General features: G+C 70.5%; 11 protein-coding genes, 1 tRNA gene and 1 pseudogene. 9 read left to right on the top strand and 4 right to left on the bottom strand.

What is annotated here, in order from left to right; all coding sequences use genetic code 11:
* Nucleotides 1-202 precede the first annotated feature (202 nt).
* Both ACOV8S_RS11925 and polA read right to left on the bottom strand, forming a co-directional pair.
* Complete coding sequence (locus tag ACOV8S_RS11925; protein ID WP_448317746.1) at nucleotides 203-586, bottom strand: hypothetical protein; 384 nt, start codon at nucleotides 584-586, stop codon at nucleotides 203-205.
* Nucleotides 587-1,141: 555 nt separating this feature from the next.
* A complete protein-coding gene (polA, locus tag ACOV8S_RS11920; RefSeq protein WP_448317745.1) occupies nucleotides 1,142-3,871 on the bottom strand; it encodes a DNA polymerase I in 2,730 nt (909 codons plus the stop codon).
* Nucleotides 3,872-4,126: 255 nt separating this feature from the next.
* On the opposite strand from polA, the gene ACOV8S_RS11915 reads away from it, so the two are divergent.
* The 7 genes from ACOV8S_RS11915 to ACOV8S_RS11885 all read left to right on the top strand — a co-directional run bounded on the left by ACOV8S_RS11915 (nucleotide 4,127) and on the right by ACOV8S_RS11885 (nucleotide 13,074).
* Nucleotides 4,127-6,406 (top strand): FdhF/YdeP family oxidoreductase, encoded by a 2,280-nt coding sequence (locus ACOV8S_RS11915; protein ID WP_448317744.1) that lies wholly within the window; start codon nucleotides 4,127-4,129, stop codon nucleotides 6,404-6,406.
* A 101-nt stretch (nucleotides 6,407-6,507) separates the two neighbouring features.
* Entirely contained in the window at nucleotides 6,508-6,960 is a 453-nt protein-coding gene (locus ACOV8S_RS11910) for a hotdog fold thioesterase (RefSeq protein WP_448317743.1), read from the top strand.
* Nucleotides 6,961-7,408: 448 nt separating this feature from the next.
* Nucleotides 7,409-8,638 (top strand): branched-chain amino acid ABC transporter substrate-binding protein, encoded by a 1,230-nt coding sequence (locus ACOV8S_RS11905; RefSeq protein WP_448317742.1) that lies wholly within the window; start codon nucleotides 7,409-7,411, stop codon nucleotides 8,636-8,638.
* A gap of 110 nt (nucleotides 8,639-8,748) precedes the next feature.
* Nucleotides 8,749-9,678 (top strand): branched-chain amino acid ABC transporter permease, encoded by a 930-nt coding sequence (locus ACOV8S_RS11900; RefSeq protein WP_351117762.1) that lies wholly within the window; start codon nucleotides 8,749-8,751, stop codon nucleotides 9,676-9,678.
* Nucleotides 9,679-9,683: 5 nt separating this feature from the next.
* Nucleotides 9,684-11,459 (top strand): branched-chain amino acid ABC transporter permease, encoded by a 1,776-nt coding sequence (locus ACOV8S_RS11895; RefSeq protein WP_448317741.1) that lies wholly within the window; start codon nucleotides 9,684-9,686, stop codon nucleotides 11,457-11,459.
* A gap of 5 nt (nucleotides 11,460-11,464) precedes the next feature.
* Nucleotides 11,465-12,361 carry an ABC transporter ATP-binding protein gene (locus tag ACOV8S_RS11890; protein WP_448317929.1) on the top strand — a complete coding sequence of 299 codons (897 nt, stop codon included), beginning with the start codon at nucleotides 11,465-11,467 and terminating at the stop codon, nucleotides 12,359-12,361.
* Complete coding sequence (locus tag ACOV8S_RS11885; protein WP_351117765.1) at nucleotides 12,358-13,074, top strand: ABC transporter ATP-binding protein; 717 nt, start codon at nucleotides 12,358-12,360, stop codon at nucleotides 13,072-13,074. The genes ACOV8S_RS11890 and ACOV8S_RS11885 overlap by 4 nt, the downstream gene beginning before the upstream one ends.
* Nucleotides 13,075-13,165: 91 nt before the next feature.
* Here ACOV8S_RS11885 and ACOV8S_RS11880 read toward each other — a convergent pair whose 3' ends face one another.
* A complete protein-coding gene (locus ACOV8S_RS11880) occupies nucleotides 13,166-13,816 on the bottom strand; it encodes an ANTAR domain-containing response regulator (RefSeq protein WP_351117766.1) in 651 nt (216 codons plus the stop codon).
* 97 nt (nucleotides 13,817-13,913) lie between these two features.
* On the opposite strand from ACOV8S_RS11880, the gene ACOV8S_RS11875 reads away from it, so the two are divergent.
* Both ACOV8S_RS11875 and ACOV8S_RS11870 read left to right on the top strand, forming a co-directional pair.
* A tRNA-Leu gene (locus tag ACOV8S_RS11875) sits at nucleotides 13,914-13,996 on the top strand.
* An 82-nt stretch (nucleotides 13,997-14,078) separates the two neighbouring features.
* Nucleotides 14,079-14,861 carry a helix-turn-helix domain-containing protein gene (locus ACOV8S_RS11870; RefSeq protein ID WP_448317740.1) on the top strand — a complete coding sequence of 261 codons (783 nt, stop codon included), beginning with the start codon at nucleotides 14,079-14,081 and terminating at the stop codon, nucleotides 14,859-14,861.
* A gap of 3 nt (nucleotides 14,862-14,864) precedes the next feature.
* Here the strand turns inward: ACOV8S_RS11870 and pyk are convergent.
* Nucleotides 14,865-16,288, bottom strand: a pseudogene (gene pyk / locus ACOV8S_RS11865) (pyruvate kinase).
* Nucleotides 16,289-16,383: the final 95 nt, after the last annotated feature.

Raw genomic sequence — 16,383 nt, 5'->3', positions numbered from 1 at the left:
GGGCTGCCGGAGCTGTCCCGGCGGGACCGGTGGGCGGCCGGGGCGCTGCTCGCGCTGTGCGCGGGGTTCGCGGCGACGACGCGGGTGATGCGCTGGTGGGCCTACTGGGGGCACATCGCCCGGCCCTGGGAGATCATCCCGACGCTCTGCTTCGGTGCGGGCGCCGGACTCGCCGTCGGGCTGGTGCTGTACGGGACGGCCGTCAGGGTGTGGCGGCGCCCGCCCCGGGACCCGCGTGCGGCGGCCGGGGGGACGGAGGCGCGGGAAGCGACGGGAAGCCGCGCAGCGGCACCACGGTGACCGCGATCCGGCGGGAGGCCCCCGGGCGGACCATGCGGATCACCAGCCCCCAGGTCCGGCGGGCCACCGCCTGGGCGGGGCCGACGGCCAGGGAGAGGACGACCACCGGCTGACGGCCGGCCACCGCCTCCCAGAGGTCACGGGCCTGCCTGCGCGCCCCCGTCGTCCACCCGAGGTGACGGCGGACGGTGCTCGCGGCGGGGGCCACGGGGCGCACCGGCGGGCGCAGCGCGGATATGACCGCTTCCGCTCCCGCCGTGGACCGGCCGAGCATGCGTATACCCATGCCCCGCATCCTTGTCCGGCCCCCGCACCACGTCGCCCCCACGGGGTCCGCCCGAGTGACACGCCGCCCGCCGCCGGGCCGTTCCCGGCCGGGTCCGTGCGGCGCACGGCCGCACATTCCGGCGCCGCACGGTGCGCCGCCCGGCGCAGCTCCGCACAGCCACGGGGCGCTCGGCGTGGGGTCGCACGACCGCGGGGCGCGGGGTCGCACGTCGCGCGGCCCCACGACGCTGGGCGCTGCGAGGCCGCACACCGCGGGGCCGCACGGCGGGACCGGCGGGCCACCTCGTGCGGTGCCGGCGCACACCCGGTGACGCCTCGGAACCGCACGTGGGCGGCCCCGCACGACTCGGTCGCACGCACGACGCCCGATCGCACCGACAAGGCCGCACTACGCAGGGCGGCCGCACCACGCAGGACCGCCCGACGCCGGGTCGCAGCGCCCGACGCCGTCCCACCGCCCGACGCCGGGTCGCAGCGCCCCGACGGCGGTCCGCCCGCACACGGTGGACGCCCCCGACGGTGACCGTCCCGGGGCCCGCGGCCCCGCGGTCGGTCAGTGCGCCGCGGACTCCCAGTCGGGGCCGACGCCGACCGACACGTCCAGCGGCGCCCGCAGCGTGACCGCCCCGGCCATCTCGCGGCGGACCAGCTCCTCCACCGCCTCCCGCTCGCCGGGGGCGATCTCCAGCACGATTTCGTCGTGCACCTGGAGCAGGAGCCGCGAGGTCAGGTCGGCCTCCCGCAGCGCCGCGTCCACCTTCAGCATGGCGATCTTCACGATGTCCGCCGCCGTGCCCTGGATCGGCGCGTTGAGCGCCATCCGCTCCGCCGCCTCCCGGCGCTGCCGGTTGTCGCTGTTGAGGTCGGGCAGGTAGCGGCGGCGGCCGAGGATCGTCTCGGTGTAGCCCGTCGCCCGGGCCTCCTCGACCACCCGGTGGAGGTAGTCCCGCACACCGCCGAACCGCTCGAAGTACGTGTCCATCAGGGCCCGCGCCTCGCCGGCCTCGATGTTCAGCTGCTGCGACAGGCCGAACGCGGACAGCCCGTAGGCCAGGCCGTAGGACATCGCCTTGATCTTCCGCCGCATCTCGGGGTCGACCTGCGAGCGGTCCACCGCGAACACCTGGGAGGCGACCGTGTTGTGCAGGTCCTCGCCGGAGGCGAACGCCTCGAGCAGGCCCTCGTCCTCCGACAGGTGCGCCATCACCCGCAGTTCGATCTGGCTGTAGTCCGCCGTCATCAGCGACTCGTAGCCCGCGCCGACCACGAACCCGCGGCGGATGGCCCGCCCCTCGTCCGTACGGACCGGGATGTTCTGCAGGTTGGGGTCGGTCGAGGAGAGCCGGCCGGTGGCCGCCACCGTCTGGTTGAAGGTGGTGTGGATGCGGCCGTCCGCGGAGATCGTCTTGATCAGGCCCTCGACCGTGGTGCGCAGCTTCGCCTGCTCGCGGTGGCGCAGCATGATCACCGGCAGCTCGTTCTCGGTCTGTGCCGCCAGCCAGGCCAGCGCGTCCGCGTCCGTGGTGTAGCCGGTCTTGGTCTTCTTGGTCTTCGGCAGGCCCAGCTCGCCGAAGAGGACCTCCTGCAGCTGCTTCGGGGAGCCGAGGTTGAACTCGTGGCCGGCGGCCTCGTGGGCCTCCCGCACGGCCTGCTGGACCGCGCCCGCGAACATCTGCTCCATGTCCCGCAGGTGCTCGCGGTCGGCGGCGATCCCGTGCCGCTCCATGCGCGCCAGCAGCGCCGAGGTCGGCAGCTCCATGTCGCGCAGCAGTCCGGCGGCGCCCACGTCCTCCAGCTTGCCCTCGAAGGCGACCGCGAGGTCCAGCACGGCAAGCGCCTGCACCATCAGCGCCTCGGCCTCGGCGTCGTCGTCCGCGCCGAAGGCGAGCTGCCCGCCGGCCGCCGCGGCCGGGGCGAGCTCCCGGCCCAGGTACTCCAGCGACAGCGCGTCCAGGTCGAAGGAGCGGCGGCCCGGCTTCACCAGGTAGGCCGCGAGCGCGGTGTCCATGCTCACGCCCGCGACCGTCCAGCCGTGCTCGCCGAACAGCCGCATCGCGTGCTTGACGTTGTGGAAGACCTTGGGCCGCGCCTCGTCCGCGAGCCAGGCCGCCCAGGCCTTCTCGTCGGCCTCGTCCAGCTGCGACGGGTCGAACCAGGCCGCCTCGCCGCCCGAGGCGGCCAGCGCCACCTCGGCCACCGAACCCGCGCCCAGCGCCCACGCGCCGACCGCCGCCACGCCCAGCGGACCGTCCTGCCCGTGCTCCGCCAGCCACGGCGCCAGCTCGCCGGTGGACAGCACGGAGCCGTCCAGCTCGACGCCGCTCTGCGCGGCGGGCGAGGGGCCCTCCTCCTCGGCGCCGGGGTCGACCGCGAACAGCCGCTCCCGCAGCGAGGGGTTCCTGATCTCCAGGGTGTCGAGGATCATCGCGACCGCCTTGCGGTCGTAGGCGGCACGCTCCAGCGCCAGGACGCCCGCGGGCAGCTCGACGTCCCGGACCATCTCGGTCAGCCGGCGGTTCAGCTTCACCGACTCCAGGTGGTCGCGGAAGTTCTGCCCGGCCTTGCCCTTGACCTCCTCGGCCCGCTCGACCAGCTCCGCGAACGAGCCGAACTGGTTGATCCACTTCGCGGCCGTCTTCTCGCCCACGCCCGGGATGCCCGGCAGGTTGTCCGACGGGTCGCCGCGCAGGGCGGCGAAGTCCGGGTACTGGGCGGGTGTCAGACCGTACTTCTCGAACACCTTCTCCGGCGTGAACCGGGTCAGCTCCGAGACGCCCTTCGTCGGGTACAGCACCGTGGTGTGCTCGGAGACCAGCTGGAACGAGTCGCGGTCGCCCGTGACGATCAGGACCTCGAAGCCCTCCGCCTCGGCCTGCGTCGCCAGCGTCGCGATGATGTCGTCGGCCTCGAAGCCGTCCACCGCGAACCGCCGCACGGCCATCGCGTCCAGCAGCTCGCCGATCAGCTCCACCTGGCCCCGGAACTCGTCCGGCGTCTTCGCCCGGTTCGCCTTGTACTCGGTGAACTCCTCGGCCCGCCACGTCTTGCGGGACACGTCGAACGCCACGGCGAAGTGCGTCGGCGCCTCGTCACGCAGCGTGTTCGCCAGCATCGACGCGAAGCCGTAGATCGCGTTGGTCGGCTGCCCCTGCGCCGTCGTGAAGTTCTCCGCGGGCAGCGCGAAGAACGCGCGGTACGCGAGGGAGTGCCCGTCCATGAGCATCAGCCGCGGACGCTCACCGGCGGGGTTCGTGTCGGTCTTCTTCGATGCTGTATCCACCACACCCCGATCCTGCCACGCCCCGCCGACAGCCGCGCCCACCTGCGGCAGACCGCAGCGCCTCCCTCCACCGCCGCTCGAGCGCGCGTCACTCCTGACGGTGACGCCCCGGGCGACTTCGCGGGCGTTGTCCACAGGTCTCGCGGAGGCTTGTCCACAGCCCTCCCGCGCCGCGGCGGCCCCGTGCAAGGATCTTGGAGACAGCCGGACCGCAGCCGGAGAGACACCCGCACCACCGGTGCAGAAGAGGTGAGCGCCATGGCGAGCAAGCCCCCCGCCGCCGATCCCGCGCAGGACGCCCCCCGCGTCACCGAGCCGAAGCACGCCGCGGCCGGCCTGCCCGCCCTCGGCCACACCCTGCGCATCGCCCAGCAGCAGATGGGCGTCCGCCGCACCGCCCTGACCCTGCTGCGGGTGAACCAGAAGGACGGCTTCGACTGCCCGGGCTGCGCCTGGCCGGAGGGCGACAAGCGGCACGCCGCCGAGTTCTGCGAGAACGGCGCCAAGGCCGTCGCCGAGGAGGCCACCCTCCGCCGCGTCACCCCCGAGTTCTTCGCCGCCCACTCCGTCGCCGACCTCGCCGGCCGCAGCGGCTACTGGCTGGGCCAGCAGGGCCGCCTCACCCACCCCGTGTATCTCGCCGAGGGCGCCACCCACTACGAGCCCATCGGCTGGGACGAGGCCTTCGACGTGATCGCCGAGGAGATCCACGCCCTGGACTCCCCCGACCAGGCCGTCTTCTACACCTCGGGGCGCACGAGCAACGAAGCGGCCTTCCTCTACCAGCTGTTCGCCCGCGAGCTCGGCACCAACAACCTGCCGGACTGCTCCAACATGTGCCACGAGTCCTCGGGCTCCGCCCTGACGGAGACCATCGGCATCGGCAAGGGCAGCGTCAGCCTCGAGGACCTCCACCAGGCGGACCTGATCATCGTCGCCGGGCAGAATCCCGGCACCAACCACCCGCGGATGCTCACCGCCCTGGAGAAGGCCAAGGCCGCCGGCGCAAGGATCATCAGCGTCAACCCGCTGCCCGAGGCAGGGCTCGAGCGGTTCAAGAACCCGCAGACGCCCAAGGGCCTCACCACCGGCACCGCGCTCACCGACCTGTTCCTCCAGATCCGCATCGGCGGCGACCAGGCCCTCTTCCGCCTCCTCAACAAGCTCGTCCTGGAGACCGAGGGCGCCGTCGACGAGGACTTCGTCCGCGAACACACCCACGGCTACGAGGAGTTCGCCGAGGCTGCCCGCTTGGCCGACTGGGAGGAGACCCTCGCCGCCACCGGGCTGACCCGCGAGGAGATCCAGCGGGCCCTGGACATGGTCCTCGCCTCCGAGCGCACCGTCGTCTGCTGGGCCATGGGCCTGACCCAGCACAAGCACTCGGTGCCCACCATCCGCGAGGTCGTCAACTTCCTCCTGCTGCGTGGCGCCATCGGCCGGCCAGGCGCAGGCGTCTGCCCCGTGCGCGGGCACTCCAACGTCCAGGGCGACCGCACCATGGGCATCTTCGAGCGCCCCGCCCCCGCCTTCCTCGACGCCCTGGAGCGCGAGTTCGGCTTCGCCCCGCCCCGCCACCACGGCCTCGACGTCGTCAACGCCATCCGCGCGATGCGCGACGGAGCCGCCAAGGTCTTCTTCGCCATGGGCGGCAACTTCGTCGCCGCCACCCCCGACACCGACGTCACCGAGGCCGCGATGCGGCGGGCCCGCCTCACCGTCCACGTCTCCACCAAACTGAACCGCTCGCACGCCGTCACCGGCGCCCGCGCCCTGATCCTGCCCACCCTCGGCCGCACCGAGCGCGACCTGCAGGCGAGCGGCGAGCAGTTCGTCACCGTCGAGGACTCCATGGGCATGGTGCACGCCTCCCGCGGCCGCCTCGCGCCGGCGAGCCCTCACCTGCTCTCCGAGCCCGCCATCGTCTGCCGCCTCGCCCGCCGCGTCCTCGGCGCCGAAAGCACCACCCCCTGGGAGGAGTTCGAGAAGGACTACGCCGCCGTCCGCGACCGCGTCGCGCGCGTGGTGCCCGGCTTCGAGGACTTCAACGCCCGCGTCGCGCGCCCCGGCGGCTTCACCCTCCCGCACGCCCCGCGTGACGAGCGCCGCTTCCCCACCGCCACCGGCAAGGCCAACTTCACCGCCGCGCCCGTCCAGTTCCCCCGGATCCCGCCGGGGCGGCTGCTGCTGCAGACCCTTCGGTCCCACGACCAGTACAACACCACGATCTACGGCCTCGACGACCGCTACCGCGGCATCCACGGCGGCCGCCGGGTCCTCCTGGTGCACCCCGAGGACGCCGCCGAGCTCGGTGTCGCCGACGGCTCCTGCGTCGACCTGGTCTCCGAGTGGAGCGACGGCGTGGAGCGCCGGGCTCCCGGGTTCCGGCTCGTCCACTACCCCACGGCGCGGCGCTGCGCCGCCGCCTACTATCCGGAGACAAATGTCCTCGTACCGCTGGATTCCACCGCGGATGTCAGCAATACCCCGGCCAGCAAGTCCGTGGTGATCCGTCTGGAACAATCCCGAACCGACTGAGCGTTTGCTCAGGCGCAGCCGTTCCGGTGTCACCACCCGAGGCACCGGTCCTCGGCGGCACCACCGCACCAGGTCTCCCCGAACGAATTGGAGCCGGCCCCATGGGCGAGCAGAACACCGTGAAGTTTCCGCAGGAAGTCCTCGACGAGTACGCCAGCCTCGGCGTCGACCTGCCCGCCCTCTTCTCCGCCGGGGCCCTCGGCAACCGCATGGGCATCGACATCCTGGAGGCCTCCGCAGAGCGCGTCGTGGGCACCATGCCGGTCGAGGGCAACACGCAGCCCTACGGCCTGCTGCACGGCGGCGCCTCCGCGGTCCTCGCGGAGACCCTCGGCTCGGTCGGCTCGATGCTGCACGGCGGCCCGGCCAAGATCGCGGTCGGCGTGGACCTCAACTGCACGCACCACCGCGGCCTCCAGTCCGGTTACGTCACCGGCGTCGCCACCCCCGTGCACCGCGGCCGCTCCACGGCCACCTACGAGATCGTGATCAGCGACGAGCAGGACCGCCGGGTATGCAGCGCCCGCCTGACCTGTCTCCTGCGCGACGCCTGATCCCGCAGCCCTTCCCCCGCACGACGCGAAGGCGCCCGGCCGTATACGGCCGGGCGCCTTCGCGGTTTCCGAAAGTAACGCAGTGTAACTTTCGCAAAAAGAATGCGTGGCTCATTCATCTATCTCGGGCCGTTGAGGCGACAACGATGTCAGGTAATGAGTCAAAACGAAAAGACACCTGAACACCGAACGGCTCCGGTCTGCGATTTCTCAACATGTGGACCGGCTGAATCCGCCGGAATTAACCTCTTCCACCCACTCCTTACCGCTCTGCATTACCTCGTGTCATAACAAGAGCGTCACAGCATTGGTCAGGCACTCCTCCCTATAACCACCTCCCGCCTAGAGTCACGGCCAGTCACCGCGCCGTGGGAACAGCAAATCCGCCCAGCGCCTCGACTCGGCCGCGCTCCGGACCGGAACGGCCGTGCCAGGGAAAGGACACAACGTGCGTCAACGTCTCCTCGCACTGACCGCCGCGCTGGCGGCGGGAGCACTCACCCTCACCGCCTGCGGATCGCGCGACGAAGGCGGCAAGGGCGGCGACTCCGGCGGCGACGTCAAGGTCGTCATCGGCCTCGACGCCCCGCTCAGCGGCGACCTCTCCGCGCTGGGCCTCGGCATGAAGAACTCCGCCGACCTCGCCGCGAAGATCGCCAACAAGAAGAAGTTCGTCGAAGGCGTCACCTTCGAGGTCCAGCCCCTCGACGACCAGGCCCAGCCCGGCGTCGGCGCGCAGAACGCGCAGAAGTTCATCAGCGACAAGACCGTCGTCGGCGTCGTCGGCCCGCTGAACTCCAGCGTCTCGCAGCAGATGCAGAAGCCGTTCAACGACGCCGGCCTGACCCAGGTCTCCCCGGCCAACACCGGCACCGAGCTCACCCAGGGCGACGGCTGGAAGACCGGCAACTCGGTCCGCCCGTTCAAGACCTTCTTCCGCACCGCCACCACCGACGAGGTCCAGGGCGCGTTCGCCGCCGAGTACCTCTACAACGAGGCGGGCATCAAGAAGGCGTACCTGATCGACGACCAGAAGACCTACGGCGCCGGTCTCGCCGCCTCCTTCAAGGCGAACTACACCAAGCTCGGCGGCAAGATCGTCGGCTCGGACCACATCAACCCCGACGACCGCGACTTCAACGCCGTCGTCACCAAGATCAAGAAGACCGGCGCCGACGCCCTCTACTACGGCGGCGAGTACCCGGCCGCCGCTCCCCTGAGCCAGGCGCTCAAGGACAGCGGCCAGGACATCCCGCTCATGGGCGGCGACGGCATCTACTCCGGCGAGTACCCGAAGCTGAACAAGAAGGCCGAGGGCGACCTCGCCACCTCCGTCGGCGAGCCGGTCGAGAAGCTCGACTCCGCCAAGGAGTTCCTCGCCAACTACGAGGCCGAGGGCTACGAGGACGCCTACGAGGCCTACGGCGGCCTCACCTACGACGCCACCTGGGCCATCATCGAGGCCGTCAAGCTGGCCGTCGAGGGCAACGACGGCAAGCTCCCCGACGACAGCCGCAAGGCCGTCCTGGACGCCATGAGCAAGATCAAGTTCGACGGCGTCACCGGCCCGATCTCCTTCGACGAGTTCGGTGACACCACCAACAAGACGATGACCGCCTACAAGGTCAAGAGCGGAGCCTGGGCCTCCGAGTTCAGCGACGCTCCCGAGCTCGGCTGACCCACCGCAGGCCATCAGGCCGGCACCACGCATTGACCTAGGCCGCGCGGGCGCGCCCACCAGCGCTCCCGCGCGGCGCCATATCCGAACCACCCAACGGAGGCCCTGCGGTGCACGAACTGCCGCAACAGCTGGCCAATGGACTCATCCTCGGCGCGATGTACGGACTCATCGCGATCGGCTACACGATGGTCTATGGCATCGTCCAGCTCATCAACTTCGCCCACGGCGAGATATTCATGGTCGGAGGCTTCGGGGCGCTCACCGTCTACACGGCCCTGCCCAGCAGCCTCGGCCTGATCACCGCCATCCCCCTGATGATCCTCGGCGGCGTGATCGTGTCGGTCCTCGTCGCCGTGGCGGCGGAACGGTTCGCCTACCGCCCCCTGCGCACCGCACCCCGACTGGCCCCCCTCATCACCGCCATCGGCCTCTCCATCGCGCTCCAGCAGCTCGTCTGGATGGGATACCCCGACGCCAAGAAGGACGTGCCCTTCCCCCGCTTCGAAGGCGACGCGCTCAGCATCCTCGGCGCCCACATCCAGCGCGGTGACCTCTTCGTCCTGATCGCCGCACCGCTGTGCATGATCGCCCTCGGGTTCTTCGTCAACAAGACGCGCACCGGCCGCGGCATGCAGGCCACCAGCCAGGACCCCGACACCGCGAAGCTGATGGGCATCAACACCGACCGCATCATCGTCATGGCCTTCGCCATCGGTGCCGCGTTCGCCGCCGTCGCCGCCGTCGCCTACGGGCTCAAGAACGGCCAGATCGGCTTCCGCATGGGCTTCCTCATGGGCCTCAAGGCGTTCACCGCCGCCGTCCTCGGCGGCATCGGCAACATCTACGGCGCCATGCTCGGAGGCGTCGTCCTCGGCGTCGCCGAGTCCCTCGCCACCGGCTACATCAGCGAGATCCCCGGCATGGAACTCTTCGGAGGCGGCGGCTGGAAGGACGTGTGGGCCTTCGCCCTCCTCATCATCGTCCTCCTGGTCCGGCCCCAAGGCCTGCTCGGCGAACGCGTCGCGGACAGGGCGTGATACCGATGACCAGCACGAACACCAGCCCGCTCATCTCCCTCCCGGCCTCCACGGCGCGCGTCGTCACCCTCGCCGGAGCCGTCCTGGCCCTCGCCGGCACCTTCCTCCCCTGGACCTGGACCAGCGCCTTCCCCGGCGACCTCACCGTCACCGGCTACCCCGGCGGCCTCCAGGTCCTCACCCTCGTCGGCGCCGTCCTCACCCTGCTGTTCACCCTCTCCGGGTACCGCATCCGGGGCCTCGCCTGGCTCACCCCCGGCGGCACCAACAGCCCCGTCCGCCTCGCCGCCCTCGGTGTGTTCGGCGTGACCGGCTACGCCATCGGCGCCATCAGCTACGAACTCGGCGGCCTCGTCAACCTCGAGCCCGGCGGCTGGGTCGCCGGCGCAGGCGCCCTCCTCGCCGTCGTCGGCGCCCTCGGCCTCCCCGCCGACCGGCCCCACGACGACCACGCCGACGCCCTGGGCAGGTTCCGCAACGCGTTCTCCGCGCCCGACCCGGCCCGCGCCAAGGACCTCCCCGGCTGGGCCGAGATCCTGATCATCACCGCCGCCTTCGGCATCGGTCTGTGGATCTTCGCCTACGGCATCGCCACCGAGTACTCCGAACTCTTCATCGGGTTCGTCGTCCTCGCCGCCTTCGGCTTCGCCGCCGTCCTGCGCGCCGGTCTCCTCAAGCGGCTCTCGGCACTCACCGCCAAGCACCGCACCGTCACCCTCACCGCGGCCTTCGCCGCCGCCATCTGCTTCCCCTTCACCCAGACCAACGACCAGTTCGCGCTCATCGGCGCCAACATCCTGATCTTCGCCACGGTCGCCCTGGGCCTCAACGTCGTCGTCGGCCTCGCCGGCCTCCTCGACCTCGGCTACGTCGCCTTCCTCGGCGTCGGCGCCTACGCCGCCGCCCTGGTCTCCGGCTCCCCGCAGTCGACCATCGGCGTCCACTTCCCCTTCTGGGCCGCAGCCCTCACCGGCGTCGCCGCGTCCCTGATCTTCGGCGTCCTCATCGGCGCCCCCACCCTGCGGCTGCGCGGCGACTACCTCGCCATCGTCACCCTCGGCTTCGGTGAGATCTTCCGCATCACCGTCAACAGCCTCAACGGCACCAGCGGACCCGACGTCACCAACGGCTCCAACGGCATCCCCAACATCCCCGACCTCGAGCTCTTCGGGTTCAACTTCGGGCTGCCGCACGACGTCCTCGGCTTCCAGCTGACCCGCCCCGGCAACTACTACCTGCTGATGCTCCTCTTCACGGCCATCGTCGTGATGGTCTTCCGCCGCTCCGCGGAATCCCGCATCGGCCGCGCCTGGGTCGCCATCCGCGAGGACGAGACCGCCGCCACCGCCATGGGCATCAACGGCTTCCGGCTCAAGCTGCTCGCCTTCGCCCTCGGCGCCGGCCTCGCCGGCCTCGCCGGCTCCGTCCAGGCGCACGTCTCCTACAGCATCACGCCCGAGCAGTACCAGTTCGCCGGCTCCGTGCCGCCCAACTCGGCCTTCCTGCTCGCCGCCGTCATCCTCGGCGGCATGGGCACCATCAGCGGCCCCCTCATCGGCGCCGCCCTGCTCTACCTCATCCCGGCCAAACTCCAGTTCATGGCGGAGTGGCAGCTGCTCCTCTTCGGCATCGCGCTCATGCTCCTCATGCGCTTCCGCCCCGAAGGCCTGGTCGCCGACCGCCGCAAGCAGCTGGAGTTCCACGAGACCGGACAGACCGACGTACCGGACGACGCTACGCTTCCCGAGGGCGCCACCGGCGTCGCCAAGGCAGGGGCGTGACCGCCATGACCACCACCAGCACCACCACCACCGACACCAAGGTCCTCGACGTCACCGGCGTCACCATGAAGTTCGGCGGCCTCACCGCCGTCCGCGACGTCAACCTCACCGTCAACAGCGGTGAGATCGTCGGACTCATCGGACCCAACGGCGCGGGCAAGACCACCTTCTTCAACTGCCTGACCGGCCTCTACATCCCCACCAGCGGCACGGTCAGGTACAAGGACACCGTCCTCCCACCCAAGCCCCACCTGGTCACCAAGGCCGGCATCGCCCGGACCTTCCAGAACATCCGGCTCTTCGCCAACATGACCGTTCTGGAGAACGTCCTCGTCGGCCGCCACACCAGGACCAAGGAAGGCCTCTGGTCGGCCCTCCTGCGCCTGCCCGGCTTCAAGCGGGCCGAGGAGGAGTCCCGCGAGAAGGCCATGGAACTCCTCGAGTTCGTCGGCCTCGACCACAAGGCCGACCACCTCGCCCGCAACCTCCCCTACGGCGAGCAGCGCAAGCTCGAGATCGCCCGCGCCCTCGCCAGCGAGCCCGGCCTCCTCCTCCTCGACGAGCCCACCGCCGGCATGAACCCCGCCGAGACCCGGGCCACCGAGGAACTCGTCTTCGCCATCCGCGACCGGGGCATCGCCATCGTCGTGATCGAGCACGACATCCGGTTCATCATGAACCTGTGCGACCGCGTCGCCGTGCTCGTCCAGGGCGAGAAGATCGTCGAAGGCCCCGCCGAAGTCGTCCAGCGCGACGAACGCGTCATCGCGGCCTACCTCGGCGAACCCTACGAAGACACCACCGCCGCCGACAGCGCCGCACCCGCGCCCGCACCCGAGGCCCCCCGGGCCGACGGCACGGAGCAGGACGACGCCGGAACCGGCAAGGAGAACGACCGATGACCGCACTCCTCGAGGTCGAGGACCTCCGCGTCGCCTACGGCAAGATCGAAGCCGTCAAGGGCATCAGCTTCAAGGTCGACGCCGGACAGGTCGTCACCCTCATCGGCACCAACGGCGCCGGCAAGACCACCACCCTGCGCACCCTGTCGGGACTCCTCAAGCCCAGCGGCGGCAACATCCGCTTCGAGGGCAAGGACCTCAGCAAGGTCCCCGCGCACAAGGTCGTCAGCCTCGGCCTCGCCCACTCGCCCGAAGGGCGCCACATCTTCCCCCGCATGTCCATCGAGGACAACCTGCGGCTCGGCGCCTACCTCCGCGACGACAAGGCCGGCATCGCCAAGGACATCCAGCGCGCCTACGACCTCTTCCCCATCCTCGGGGAACGCCGCAGGCAGGCCGCCGGAACCCTCTCCGGCGGCGAGCAGCAGATGCTCGCCATGGGCCGCGCCCTGATGTCGCAGCCCAAGCTGCTCATGCTCGACGAGCCCTCCATGGGCCTCTCGCCGATCATGATGCAGAAGATCATGGCGACCATCACCGAGCTCAAGTCCCAGGGCACCACCATCCTGCTCGTCGAGCAGAACGCCCAGGCGGCGCTCTCCCTCGCCGACCAGGGCTACGTGATGGAGGTCGGCAAGATCACCCTCACCGGCAGCGGCCGGGAACTCCTCCACGACGAGTCCGTCCGCAAGGCCTACCTCGGCGAGGACTGACCGCCCCGCCCGCACCACGCACGAGGCCCGTACCCCGGCAACCGGGGTACGGGCCTCGCCCGTTGCTCCTCGCGCGCGCCGCCGCCCGCGGTCAGCCGCGGCCGGCCTTCTTCTCCTCGGAGTCCGCGATGACCGCCTCCGCGACCTGCTGCATCGACATCCGGCGGTCCATCGACGTCTTCTGGATCCACCGGAAAGCGGCCGGCTCGCTCAGCCCGTACTCCGTCTGCAGGATCGACTTCGCCCGGTCCACCAGCTTACGGGTCTCCAGCCGCTGGGAGAGATCGGCGATCTCCTTCTCCAGCTCCTTCATCTCCGTGAAACGGGACACCGCCATCTCGATGGCCGGCACGACGTCGCTCTTCGAGAACGGCTTCACCAGGTACGCCATCGCGCCGGCGTCCCGCGCCCGCTCCACCAGCTCGCGCTGGGAGAACGCGGTCAGCATCAGCACGGGGGCGATCGACTCCTCGGCGATCTTCTCCGCGGCGGAGATGCCGTCCAGCTTGGGCATCTTCACGTCCAGGATCACCAGGTCCGGCCGGTGCTCCCGCGCCAGCTCCACGGCCCGCTCGCCGTCCCCGGCCTCACCGACGACCGTGTAGCCCTCCTCCTCCAGCATCTCCTTGAGATCCAGCCGGATCAGGGCCTCGTCCTCGGCGATCACCACACGGGTGGTCTGCGGGGGGACGTGGGACTTGTCGTCGTCTTCCACGGGTTGCGGGGACTCGGGGGCGGTCACGCTGGCTCCTCGGGCATCAGGGCAGGGTACTGCTGCCGAGTAGCCTACCTAGCTGCGGCTCAGCCACGTCAGCCGGTACACTCCTAGCGGTCGACCTGCCGGGTTGGCGGAATGGCAGACGCTGATGTCTCAAACACATCTGCCCGAAAGGGCGTGCGGGTTCGAATCCCGCACCCGGCACGAACAGGGCGGACGTTTCACTTTCGAGTGAACGTCCGCTTTCTGCTGCTCGGCGTGACCGTCGGTGACGGACAGTACGGGTATGGAGCAGCACTGTTCTTCGATTCGGTCCGAGGCCGTCGCACTGATGCGCCAAGGCGTCCCGAACCGCTTCGTCGCAGAACGCCTGGGTGTTCCTCGCGGCACCGTCGGCTGGTGGCGCAGCGAGGACCGCAGGGCTCGGGGCGAGGTCTACCACCGCCCCCTCATGGACTGCCCGCGCTGCACGGGCAGGAGCTTCGACGAAGTCGCCTACGCCTACCTGCTCGGGCTCTACCTGGGCGACGGCCACATCGTCTCCAAGGACAAGCAGCACCACCTGTCGATCTACTGCGACGAGAAGCAGATCGGGATCATCGCCGCGGCCGAGGACGCGATGCGGAAGGTGATGCCGGAGCCGCGTACCGGACTCCGCCGGAAGACGGGCTGCGTCGAGGTGAAGTCCTACACACGGCACTGGGTGTGCATGTTCCCGCAACACGGTCCGGGCAAGAAGCACGACCGCGCGATCGCCCTGGAACCCTGGCAGCAGGCGGTGGTGGACGCCCATCCCTGGGAGTTCGTCCGCGGGTTGATCCACTCGGACGGGTGCCGCATCACCAACTGGACCATCCGCGATGTCGGCGGGGAGCGAAGACGGTACGAGTACACCCGGTACATGTTCGCCAACAAGTCCGACGACATCCGGCGGCTGTTCACCGACACGCTGGACAGGGTGGGGGTCCACTGGACCGTGCTGGCCAGGGCCGGGAACCCCTTCAACGTCTCCGTCGCCCGCAAGGCGTCCGTCGCCCTGATGGACGCCCACGTCGGCCCCAAGTACTGACCGTCAGTCCACCCCGATGTGGTGGACCCGCACCAGGTTGGTGGTGCCGGAGACCCCGGGCGGGGAGCCCGCCGTGATGACCACGGTGTCGCCCTTGGCGCAGCGCCCGTACTTCAGGAGCAGCTCGTCGACCTGGTCGACCATCGCGTCGGTGGAGTCGACGTGCGGCCCGAGGAAGGTCTCGACGCCCCAGGTGAGGCTGAGCTGGGAGCGGGTGGCGGGCTCGGGGGTGAAGGCGAGGACCGGGATCGGGGAGCGGTAGCGCGCGAGCCGGCGCACGGTGTCGCCGGACTGGGTGAAGGCGACGAGGAACTTGGCCCCGAGGAAGTCGCCCATGTCGGCCGCGGCGCGGGCCACCGCCCCGCCCTGGGTGCGGGGCTTGTTCCGCTCGGTCATCGGGGGCAGGCCCTTGGCGAGGATGTCCTCCTCCGCCGCCTCGACGATGCGCGCCATGGTGCGCACCGTCTCCACGGGGTACTTGCCGACGCTGGTCTCGCCGCTCAGCATGACCGCGTCGGTGCCGTCGATGACGGCGTTGGCGACGTCGGAGGCCTCGGCGCGGGTGGGCCGGGAGTTGTCGACCATCGAGTCGAGCATCTGCGTGGCGACGATGACGGGCTTGGCGTTGCGCTTGGCGAGCTTGATGGCCCGCTTCTGCACGATCGGCACCTGTTCCAGGGGCAGTTCGACGCCCAGGTCGCCGCGCGCGACCATGATGCCGTCGAAGGCGGCGACGATCTCCTCGATGTTCTCGACCGCCTGCGGCTTCTCGATCTTGGCGATGACGGGGAGCCGACGGCCTTCCTCCTCCATGATGCGGTGGACGTCCTTGACGTCGAGCGCGCTGCGGACGAAGGAGAGGGCGATGACGTCGAAGCCGGTGCGCAGCGCCCAGCGCAGGTCGGCCTCGTCCTTGTCGGAGAGGGCGGGGACGGAGACGGCGACGCCGGGGAGGTTGAGGCCCTTGTGGTCGGAGACCATGCCTCCTTCGACGACGACGGTGTGGATGAGGGGGCCCTCGATGCGCCTGACCTCGAGGGTGACCTTGCCGTCGTCGACGAGGACGCGTTCGCCGACGGCGACGTCGTTGGCGAGGCCGTGGTAGGTGGTGCCGCAGCGGTGGCGGTCGCCCTCGGCGCCGGGTTCGACGCTGATGGTGAAGGCGTCGCCGCGCTCGAGCAGGACGGGGCCTTCGCGGAAGCTGCCGAGGCGGATCTTGGGTCCCTGGAGGTCGGCGAGGGTGCCGACGCTGCGGCCGGTGTCGTCGGCGGCCTGGGCACGCGGTGGTAGCGCTCCTCGTGTTCGGCGTAGCTGCCGTGGCTGAGGTTGAAGCGGGCCACGTCCATGCCGGCGTCGACGAGTGCCTTGACGCGGTCGTAGGCGTGGGTGGCGGGCCCCAGGGTGCAGACGATTTTTGCTCGGCGCATGGTTCGACCCTAGGGCTTACCGGCGGGTAGGCCGTTCGTGTTGGCGTTCTGTTCAACAACCTGCACGGCAACTGTGGTTGAGGTGAATGAGGGTT

The sequence above is a fragment of the Streptomyces sp. CO7 genome, assembly GCF_053474865.1.
The sequence above is the reverse complement of the archived record's forward strand: the minus strand, read 5'-3'. Positions and strand labels throughout refer to the sequence as shown.